This is a genomic window from Streptomyces sp. NPDC058964 (assembly GCF_042741275.1).
In the GTDB taxonomy this organism is placed as follows: Bacteria; Actinomycetota; Actinomycetes; order Streptomycetales; family Streptomycetaceae; genus Streptomyces.
In genome coordinates this window covers 1-9,276 of the sequence record NZ_JBHYKH010000361.1, presented here as the reverse complement: position 1 = coordinate 9,276, position 9,276 = coordinate 1, and the positions used below count along the sequence as shown (strand labels likewise).

Below are 9,276 nucleotides of genomic sequence, written 5' to 3'. Positions count from 1 at the left end.
AACTCCTCTTTGTGCGGGTGCCCCCCTCATCCTACCTCCCCCCCGGTCCGTAACCGCAAGGGGGGGATTCTCCCCTCGCGGGCGGGATGGAAGTCGTTCTGTCAGTTCTCCAGCGCGTCCAGCGCCCCCAGCTGCGCCATCAGCCCGAGCCGGTCGTACTGCCACCAGCCCTCGGCGAGCTTCCCGTCCTCACCGAACCGGAAGACGGTCGTCCCGGTCATGGTGACCTGCCGCCCGGTGTCCGGGATCCCCATGAAGTCGCCCTTGTGGACACCGGTCCAGGTCCACCGGGTGCACACCCGGTCGCCCTGGCAGATCTGGTCCTCGACGACGAAGCCGAAGTCGAAGGCGCCCCGCCACATCCCGATCTCCCGCCGCATCGCGTCCATGCCGATGGTGTCCTGCTCGTTGGCGGGATCGTGGTCGTGATAGCCCTCGGCCATCAGGTCGTCGAGCGGGCGCAGTTCGCCGGCGAGGGCCACCGTCTCGAAGAACCGCCGCGCGGTCGCCGCGTACAGCTGCTCGTCGCGCACGACGTCCAGATCCGTGAACGTCGGCATCTCGTCGCAGAGCGCGACCATCTCCTGGAAGATCTTGTCGGTCTCCGGCAGGTTCGAGTTCCGCATCGCCTCCTCGTACGACGGGAACTCCACGATCTCTATGAAGTGCGACGCGTCGGACCGGTCCTTGGCGATGATGCTGTGCGTTGCGGTCCGCTTCCCCTTGGTCTGCTCGACCCAGGTGTCCATCAGCCGGTTCATCCGGTCGAACTGGCTGGTCTTGCAGTCGATGAGCTGTACGAATGTCATACTGCCGCCTCCGGTCCCCCCGGGTCCGGCTCTGTCACGCCCATTTTCCCACCGGAGCGGCGACTTCACCCCCGTCGTGCGCGGTCCCCGTCCGGGCTCACCGGGGACCGTACTTGCGTCCCGTCTTCGAGGTGATCCCGCCGAGCAGCGTCCGCGGTGTCACCTTGACCAGCCCCATCAGCGCCTTGTAGCGCGGATCCGGGATGGACAGCGACTTCCCGCGCGCCAGGTCCGCCAGCGCCGCCGCGACCAGCTTGTCCGCGTCCAGCCACATCCAGCCCGGGATGTTGTCCGTGCCCATCCCGGCGCGCTCGTGGAATTCCGTGCGCACGAAGCCGGGGCACAGCGCCATCAGCCGTACGCCGCTGCCCGCCAGATCCTTCGCCGCGCCCTGCGTGAACTGCACGACCCACGCCTTGGACGCCCCGTACGTACCCCGCGGGACGAACGCGGCCACCGAGGCCACGTTCACGACCCCACCGCGACCGCGCTCCCGCATCGCCTCCGACGCCGCAGACGTCAGACGCAGCACCGCCTCGCAGTGCACCTTGAGCATCCTCAGCTCGTCGGCCATCGGCACGTCGAGATAGCGGCCCTTGTTGCCGAAGCCCGCGTTGTTGACCAGCAGGTCGACGGGGTTCCTGCGGTCCGCCAGGCGGGCGGCGACCGAATCGATGCCGGCGTCCTCGGCCAGGTCGGCCGTCAGCACCTCGGCCTCGATGCCGTGCCGGTCGTGCAGCTCGGTGGCCTGTTCGTGCAGCCGTTTGGTGTCCCGTGCCACCAGGACGAGGTTGTGCCCGTCAGCCGCCAGCCGCCGCGCGAACGCGGCGCCGATCCCCGCGGTCGATCCCGTAATCAGAGCCGTTGTCATGAACCAAGACTAGTTACCCGGACCGACGGCGTCCGCTCGGTGACGGGGCCTCAGACGCACTGCCGGCACCCGGGTTTGCGCCCTGCGTCCGCGCCCCCTCTCCCTCGTCCCCGAGCTCGTCCCCGCGCCCGCCCGCGGGCTCGTCCCCGTACTTCCCGGGATGCTTCGCCACGTACTTCCGCGCCCCCTCCAGCGCCTCCGGATGCAGGGCCGTGCCCGCGGCGAGCACCCGCGGCAGCAGCTCCCGCTCGGTCGTCTCCGCGCGGAACTGAAGCGCCACCGTCACGTCGTGCTCCGGCCGGTGCACGATCTCCACCCGGTCGCCCGGCCGGATCTCGCCCGGCTCGATCACCCGGAGGTAGGCACCCGGCGCACCCTTCCGCGTGAACCTCTTCACCCATCCCCGTTCGCCCAGATGGGCCTGGAAGGTACGGCACGGGATACGCCCGCAGGTCACCTCCAGCACGAGCTCGGAGCCGACGCGCCAGCGCTCGCCGATCAGGGCGCCGGATATGTCCAGGCCCTCGGTCGTCAGGTTCTCGCCGAAGGCGCCGTTGGGGAGGGCCCGCCCCAGCTCCCGCTCCCAGTCGTCGAGGTCCTCGCGTGCGATCGCGTACACCGCCTGGTCGTCTCCGCCGTGATGGCGCAGGTCGCACACCGCGTCCCCGGCCAGCCCGCTCCCGCCGGTCCCCTTGGGGCCGGGGGCGGTCACCCGGACCGGTCCGGCGACGGGCCGCTTGTCGATTCCGGTCAGGCCCTCCGTCTGGTCCGTGTACGGCACGGCCGTGGCACGGCCCACGTTCACCGAGAGAAGTTTCATGGCCGCACGGTACGCGGCCCGACCTCAAAGCGGCGACGCATTATCGGGCGGCACATCCAAGCCCGGCTTATGATCGGGGGGTGATCGAGGCCCGTCATCTCCGCGTCCTGCGCGCCGTCGCCGCCACCGGCTCGTTCTCGGCGGCAGGGCGGGAACTGGGCTGCACCCAGCCCGCCGTCAGCCAGCAGATGAAGGCCCTGGAGGCCTCGGTCGGCACCCCGCTGCTGGTCCGCAGCGGACGTGAGATGCGCCTGACGCAGGCCGGCGAGGCGCTCGTCCGGCACGCCTCCGGGATCCTGGCGGGGCTGACGGCCGCCGAGGAGGAGGTCGCCGCGATCGCCGGGCTGCGCGCGGGCCGGGTCCGGCTGGTCTCCTTCCCCAGTGGCAGCTCCACCCTCGTGCCCACCGCACTCGCCGCCCTGCGCGCCGCTCACCCCGGTACCCGCGTCTCCCTGGAGGAGGCCGAGCCCCCGAAGTCCGTGGAACTGCTCCGCGAGGGAGACTGCGACGTGGCGCTCGCCTTCCGGTACGAGGGCGCGGCGGGCGCCGAGGAGTGGGACGACCTGGTCGTACGGCCGCTGCTGACGGACCGCCTCGTCGGCCTGGTGCCCGAACGGCACCGGCTCGCGCGCGCGGAGTCCGTCGCCATCGGGGAGCTGGCGGCGGAGCCCTGGATCGCGGGCTGTCCGCGCTGCCGCGGTCAGCTGGTGGAGGTGTGCGAGGGCGCGGGCTTCACGCCCCGTATCGACTTCGCCACGGACGACTATCCGGCGGTGGTTGGCCTGGTGGGCGCGGGGCTCGGCGTCGCCGTCCTGCCCCAGCTCGCGATCGAGTCGGTACGGCCGAGAGGTGCGCGCACGGTGGCGCTGGAGCCGGCGGTCCGGCGGGAGATCGTCGCCCTCACGCTGCCCGATCTGGCCCAGGTGCCGGCGGTGGCGGCGACGCTGGAGCAGTTGGCGCGGGCGGCCCGCAGGCAGTGAAGCGCACGGCGCGTGGACGCCGCCCCGGGCGCGATGAATGCACCGGGATGTGAAGAAACGTTCCTTCAGGTGTTCGAGGCGGTGTCCCCACTGGACGTGGAAGCCGACACGAGCCGGTTCCGTGCCCGCCCCATGAGCTCTTCGCGCTCGTCCTCGGTCAGCCCGCCCCACACTCCGTACGGCTCGCGCACCGCGAGTGCGTGCGCCGCGCACTCCGCACGGACCGGGCACCTCATGCAGACCTCCTTGGCCGAGTTCTCGCGAGCGCTCCGAGCCGCCCCGCGCTCGCCCTCAGGGTGAAAGAAGAGCGAGCTGTCGACCCCGCGGCAGGCGGCGAGCAGCTGCCAGTCCCACAGGTCCGCGTTCGGTCCGGGAAGGCGGGAGAAATCTGCCATTACGTGATCCCTTGCAGCCGTTCTGGGCGGATACGGTGCCAACGACCGTACATCTCCGGTCTAAGAAGATGAAAATATGACTCATTGCGAATCTAGCCCCAGACACCGTAAAACGGGAAAAAAATGGGCTAAATAGGGCATGGGTTGTGATGAAAAGTTGAGAGTCTGACGGCCATGTCTCCACCGTGTCCGTCCCCTCACGTAGAGTGCCGAAGACGACTGGCAGCCCCGTAACTCTTTCGAGTGACCGTCGTTGAGAGTGCGGAGGCGGTTGAAAACACAAGCGCTCGGGCAGGCGTCCGAGACGGTCGACCGCACAGGTGACGATTCCGTACCAGCCTGGAGGCTCAAGGTGACGCGCATCAGCTGCGGAGGGCGGCCATGACATCCGTCCTCGTCTGCGACGACTCCCCGCTTGCCCGAGAGGCGCTCCGCCGCGCGGTCGCGACCGTGCCCGGCGTCGAGCGTGTGACGACGGCCGCCAACGGCGAGGAAGTCCTCCGCCGCTGGGGTGCCGACCGCTCGGACCTGATTCTGATGGACGTGCGCATGCCCGGACTGGGCGGCGTCGAGACCGTACGCCGGCTGCTGTCCGCGGATCCCGGCGCACGCATCATCATGCTCACAGTCGCCGAGGACCTCGACGGCGTGGCCCTCGCGGTCGCCGCCGGCGCCCGCGGCTACCTGCACAAGGACGCCTCGCGCGCCGAACTGCGCGCCACGGTGACGCAGGCCCTGGCCGACCCGACCTGGCGCCTTGCCCCGCGTCGTCTCCGCTCGGCCGAGATGGGCGCCGCGCCCACCCTCACCGCGCGAGAGATCCAGGTCCTGGAGGGCATGAGTCACGGCCGCTCCAACGCCGAGATCGGCCGCGAGCTGTTCCTCTCCGAGGACACGGTCAAGACCCACGCCCGACGCCTGTTCAAGAAGCTCGGCGCCTCGGACCGTGCGCACGCGGTGGCGCTCGGTTTCCGGTGGGGACTGGTCCGGTAGGACGGTGAACCGTAGCGGGGGTGCGGGCAGTCCGGTGCTCCCCGCCTGCCACAGGGTGGGCGGGGCCGAGCGGTCCCACCGGACGGCCGCTGCTCGTTTCGCCGCGGATGCCGCATCCTTGAGGTGTGGAGTCTCTCGGGGACGAGTCGGTCGAGCGGAATGGGAGGGCGCAGGGGATGAGTTCCGGCGCACCTGCTCATAACGCTTCGGTGCACAACCACGGGCGCGATGCGACGGACCGGACGGCCGCAAGGCACCATGGACCGATGCGCGACGACGAGGCGGGCACGGCCCACGGGGCGATCGGTGCCCTGGTGCATCGCGCCGTCGACGGGGACGAGCAGGCCACGCACGACCTGCTCGCCCATGTCCACCCGCTCGCGCTGCGCTACTGCCGTACCCGGCTGTCCCGGCTGCCGGGCGACGCGCGCCACTTCGTGGAGGACCTCGCCCAGGAGGTCTGTGTGGCGGTCCTGCTCGCGCTGCCCCGCTACCGGGACACGGGCCGCCCCTTCGAGGCCTTCGTCTTCGCCATCGCCTCGCACAAGGTCGCCGACCTCCAGCGTGCCGCGATGCGCCACCCGGGCTCGACGGCCGTCCCCTCGGACGAGATGCCGGAGCGCCCGGACGACTCGCTGGGCCCCGAGGAGCGCGCGCTGCTCAGCAGTGATGCCGAGTGGGCCAAGAAACTGCTGGCCAATCTGCCGGAGAACCAGCGCGAGCTGCTGCTGCTGCGGATCGCGGTGGGGTTGACCGCGGAGGAGACGGGTCAGATGTTGGGAATGTCACCCGGAGCCGTGCGGGTGGCCCAGCACAGGGCGCTGAGCAGACTGCGGGCGCTGGCCGAGCAGTGAACCCGGCGCAGTAAGGCCCTTCCCTGAACGGGCGGGCCATGTGTCCCGTACGAACATACGAAGCCCGAAGTCACTCAAAACCGTGGAATGAGCGAGCCGCGCTTCCCGTTAGCATGGACATCCGCACCGAGCAAGGCCATTTGGGGAAGGTGTCATGACTGCCAACGTCGACGGAGTGCCCGGAAAATTCGCGACACTCGGGCTGACCTACGACGACGTGCTGCTGCTGCCGGGCCCGTCGGACATGGCACCCGACGAGATCGACACCGCCTCGTACGTCTCCAAGAACGTGCGGGTCAACATCCCGCTGCTGTCCGCCGCCATGGACAAGGTCACCGAGTCGCGCATGGCGATCGCGATGGCCCGCCAGGGCGGCGTCGGCGTACTGCACCGCAACCTGTCCATCGAGGACCAGGCCAACCAGGTCGACCTGGTGAAGCGCTCCGAGTCCGGCATGGTGGCCGACCCGATCACGGTGCACCCGGACGCCACGCTCGCCGAGGCCGACGCCCTGTGCGCCAAGTTCCGCATCAGCGGCGTCCCGGTGACCGACGGCAACAAGAAGCTCCTCGGCATCGTCACCAACCGTGACATGGCCTTCGAGTCCGACCGCAGCCGTCAGGTCCGCGACGTCATGACGCCGATGCCGCTGGTCACCGGCAAGGTCGGCATCTCCGGCGCCGAGGCCATCGAGCTGCTGCGCAAGCACAAGATCGAGAAGCTGCCGCTGGTCGACGAGGACGGCGTCCTCAAGGGCCTGATCACGGTCAAGGACTTCGTCAAGGCCGAGAAGTACCCGAACGCCGCCAAGGACGCCGAGGGCCGCCTGCTGGTCGGCGCCGCGGTCGGCGTCGCCGGTGACTCCTTCGAGCGGGCCCAGGCCCTGATCGAGGTCGGCGTCGACTTCATCGTCGTCGACACCGCGCACGGCCATTCCCGCCTGGTCGGCGACATGATCGCCAAGATCAAGTCCAACTCCTCCGGCATCGACGTCATCGGCGGCAACGTCGCCACCCGCGAGGGTGCCAAGTCCCTGGTGGACGCGGGCGCCGACGGCATCAAGGTCGGCGTCGGCCCCGGCTCCATCTGCACGACCCGTGTCGTCGCCGGCATCGGCGTCCCGCAGGTCACCGCCATCTACGAGGCCGCGCTCGCCGCCAAGGAGGCCGGTGTCCCGGTCATCGGCGACGGCGGTCTGCAGTACTCCGGCGACATCGCCAAGGCCCTGGTCGCGGGCGCCGACACGGTGATGCTGGGCTCGCTGCTCGCGGGCTGTGAGGAGTCACCGGGCGAGCTGCTGTTCATCAACGGCAAGCAGTTCAAGTCGTACCGCGGGATGGGCTCGCTGGGCGCCATGCAGTCCCGTGGCGACCGCAAGTCCTTCTCCAAGGACCGCTACTTCCAGGAGGGCGTCGCCTCCGACGAGCAGCTGATCCCCGAGGGCATCGAGGGCCAGGTGCCCTACCGCGGCCCGCTGTCCTCCGTGGTCCACCAGCTGGTGGGCGGCCTGCGCCAGTCGATGTTCTACGTCGGTGGCAGGACCGTGCCGGAGCTGCAGGCCAACGGGCGGTTCGTCCGGATCACGTCCGCGGGCCTGAAGGAGAGCCACCCGCACGACATCCAGATGACGGTCGAGGCGCCGAACTACACGCGGAAGTGACCCACGCGCGAGGGCGGTCCCGGAGCGTCCGGGACCGCCCTCGGCGTACCTACGGCGTACCTGCGCGGAGCCGGTGTCGTACCTGTCGGGGATACTGGAAGGCGCTGCAACGCATCAGGGAAAGGCCACAGACGTGACTGAGATCGAGATCGGGCGCGGCAAGCGCGGCCGCCGGGCGTACGCCTTCGACGACATCGCCGTCGTCCCCAGCCGCCGTACGCGGGACCCGAAGGAGGTCTCGATCGCCTGGCAGATCGACGCCTACCGCTTCGAGCTGCCCTTCCTGGCCGCCCCCATGGACTCGGTCGTCTCCCCGGCCACCGCGATCCGTATCGGCGAGCTCGGCGGCCTGGGCGTGCTGAACCTCGAGGGCCTGTGGACGCGGTACGAGAACCCGCAGCCGCTGCTCGACGAGATCGCCGAACTGCCGGCGGAGGCCGCGACCCGCCGTCTCCAGGAGATCTACGCGGCTCCCATCAAGGAGGAGCTGATCGGCGCGCGCATCAAGGAGGTGCGCGATTCCGGCGTCGTCACCGCGGCCGCGCTCTCTCCGCAGCGCACGGCGCAGTTCTCCAAGGCGGTCGTGGACGCGGGCGTGGACATCTTCGTCATCCGCGGTACGACGGTCTCCGCGGAGCACGTCTCGTCCTCGCACGAGCCGCTGAACCTGAAGCAGTTCATCTACGAGCTCGACGTCCCGGTGATCGTCGGCGGCTGCGCGACCTACACCGCGGCCCTGCACCTGATGCGCACCGGCGCGGCCGGCGTCCTCGTGGGCTTCGGCGGCGGCGCGGCGCACACCACGCGCAACGTGCTGGGCATCCAGGTCCCGATGGCAACGGCGGTGGCCGACGTCGCCGCCGCGCGCCGCGACTACATGGACGAGTCCGGCGGCCGCTATGTGCACGTGATCGCGGACGGCGGTGTCGGCTGGTCCGGCGACCTGCCCAAGGCGATCGCCTGCGGCGCCGACTCGGTGATGATGGGCTCCCCGCTCGCCCGTGCCACGGACGCGCCCGGCAAGGGCCACCACTGGGGCATGGAGGCGGTCAACGAGGAGCTGCCGCGCGGCAAGAAGGTCGGCCTCGGCACGGTCGGCACCATCGAGGAGATCCTCACCGGCCCGTCGCACACCCCCGACGGCTCGATGAACTTCTTCGGCGCCCTGCGCCGCGCCATGGCCACCACCGGCTACAGCGAGCTCAAGGAGTTCCAGCGAGTCGAGGTCACGGTGGCGGACTCGCAGCACAAGCGGTAGTCCGTACGACGTGCAAGGGGCCGGGGGCCCGGTGTTGCGTCCCGCCCCCTCCCCAATCGCGGGCGCCGCCGGGGGGGGGGGGGGGGGTCGTCGACACCATGGCCGACTCGGTCCGGCCCCCCGGCTACCGGTCGGCGGCCGAGTCGATGGCGCGCACCGACCTGCGCGGCGAACTCGGCCGGGTGACCGCGCCCGCCCTCGTCCTGTGCGGTGACAAGGACCGGATCACCGGCCCCGACGCCTCACAGGCCCTGGCCGGCGGACTCCACAAGACCGCCTACGTGATCGTCAAGGACGCCGGTCACCTGGCCAACCAGGAGCAGCCCGAGCACTTCAACGCCTGGCTGCTCTCCCACCTGCACATCGTCACCGACACCCGCACCACCACGAAGGGCTGACCACCATGCCGCTGACCACCACCGACTACGACAACGGCGGGGACCTCGCCAAGTACACCGACTCCCTGATCGCCTCCAAGGACTCCCGGGAGCCGGACTGGGGCACCCTCTCCTTCCAGGAGAAGGCGGGCCCGCAGTACAAGCGGGCGCAGATCCGCTACGTCGGTTCCGGCGCCACCGGCAACCACGAGAACGACGGCCGCATCCTCCCCTCCGGCGGCTTCACCTTCTCCAACAT

General features: G+C 70.3%; 10 protein-coding genes and 1 pseudogene. 7 read left to right on the top strand and 4 right to left on the bottom strand.

What is annotated here, in order from left to right; translation table 11 throughout:
- Positions 1-101: 101 nt before the first annotated feature.
- The 3 genes from ACFW2E_RS33000 to ACFW2E_RS32990 form a co-directional block, all read right to left on the bottom strand.
- Positions 102-809 (bottom strand): ester cyclase, encoded by a 708-nt coding sequence (locus tag ACFW2E_RS33000; RefSeq protein ID WP_384471389.1) that lies wholly within the window; start codon positions 807-809, stop codon positions 102-104.
- A 97-nt stretch (positions 810-906) separates the two neighbouring features.
- Positions 907-1,680 (bottom strand): SDR family NAD(P)-dependent oxidoreductase, encoded by a 774-nt coding sequence (locus ACFW2E_RS32995; RefSeq protein ID WP_384471386.1) that lies wholly within the window; start codon positions 1,678-1,680, stop codon positions 907-909.
- 13 nt (positions 1,681-1,693) lie between these two features.
- The gene (locus ACFW2E_RS32990; RefSeq protein ID WP_384471383.1) at positions 1,694-2,500 is read right to left on the bottom strand and encodes an MOSC domain-containing protein; all 807 of its coding nucleotides are present in this window, start codon (positions 2,498-2,500) and stop codon (positions 1,694-1,696) included.
- A gap of 80 nt (positions 2,501-2,580) precedes the next feature.
- Between ACFW2E_RS32990 and ACFW2E_RS32985 the strand changes: the two genes are divergently transcribed.
- Positions 2,581-3,480: a LysR family transcriptional regulator gene (locus ACFW2E_RS32985; protein ID WP_384471380.1), complete on the top strand. Its 900-nt coding sequence runs from the start codon at positions 2,581-2,583 to the stop codon at positions 3,478-3,480.
- A 65-nt stretch (positions 3,481-3,545) separates the two neighbouring features.
- On the opposite strand, the gene ACFW2E_RS32980 is transcribed toward ACFW2E_RS32985, so the two are convergent.
- On the bottom strand, positions 3,546-3,875 hold the full coding sequence (locus ACFW2E_RS32980) for a WhiB family transcriptional regulator (protein WP_384471377.1): 330 nt from the start codon (positions 3,873-3,875) through the stop codon (positions 3,546-3,548).
- 381 nt (positions 3,876-4,256) lie between these two features.
- Here ACFW2E_RS32980 and ACFW2E_RS32975 point away from each other — a divergent pair, with 381 nt between their 5' ends.
- The 6 genes and pseudogenes from ACFW2E_RS32975 to ACFW2E_RS32950 form a co-directional block, all read left to right on the top strand.
- On the top strand, positions 4,257-4,868 hold the full coding sequence (locus ACFW2E_RS32975) for a response regulator transcription factor (protein ID WP_003948568.1): 612 nt from the start codon (positions 4,257-4,259) through the stop codon (positions 4,866-4,868).
- Positions 4,869-5,134: 266 nt separating this feature from the next.
- On the top strand, positions 5,135-5,722 hold the full coding sequence (locus ACFW2E_RS32970) for a sigma-70 family RNA polymerase sigma factor (protein WP_030641278.1): 588 nt from the start codon (positions 5,135-5,137) through the stop codon (positions 5,720-5,722).
- Between the two features lie 154 nt (positions 5,723-5,876).
- Positions 5,877-7,382 carry an IMP dehydrogenase gene (guaB, locus tag ACFW2E_RS32965; RefSeq protein WP_384471374.1) on the top strand — a complete coding sequence of 502 codons (1,506 nt, stop codon included), beginning with the start codon at positions 5,877-5,879 and terminating at the stop codon, positions 7,380-7,382.
- Between the two features lie 133 nt (positions 7,383-7,515).
- A complete protein-coding gene (locus ACFW2E_RS32960) occupies positions 7,516-8,640 on the top strand; it encodes a GuaB3 family IMP dehydrogenase-related protein (protein ID WP_384471371.1) in 1,125 nt (374 codons plus the stop codon).
- Between the two features lie 98 nt (positions 8,641-8,738).
- The gene (locus tag ACFW2E_RS32955; RefSeq protein WP_384471368.1) at positions 8,739-9,038 is read left to right on the top strand and encodes an alpha/beta fold hydrolase; all 300 of its coding nucleotides are present in this window, start codon (positions 8,739-8,741) and stop codon (positions 9,036-9,038) included.
- A gap of 5 nt (positions 9,039-9,043) precedes the next feature.
- Positions 9,044-9,276, top strand: a pseudogene (locus ACFW2E_RS32950) (cupin domain-containing protein); the annotation flags it as partial.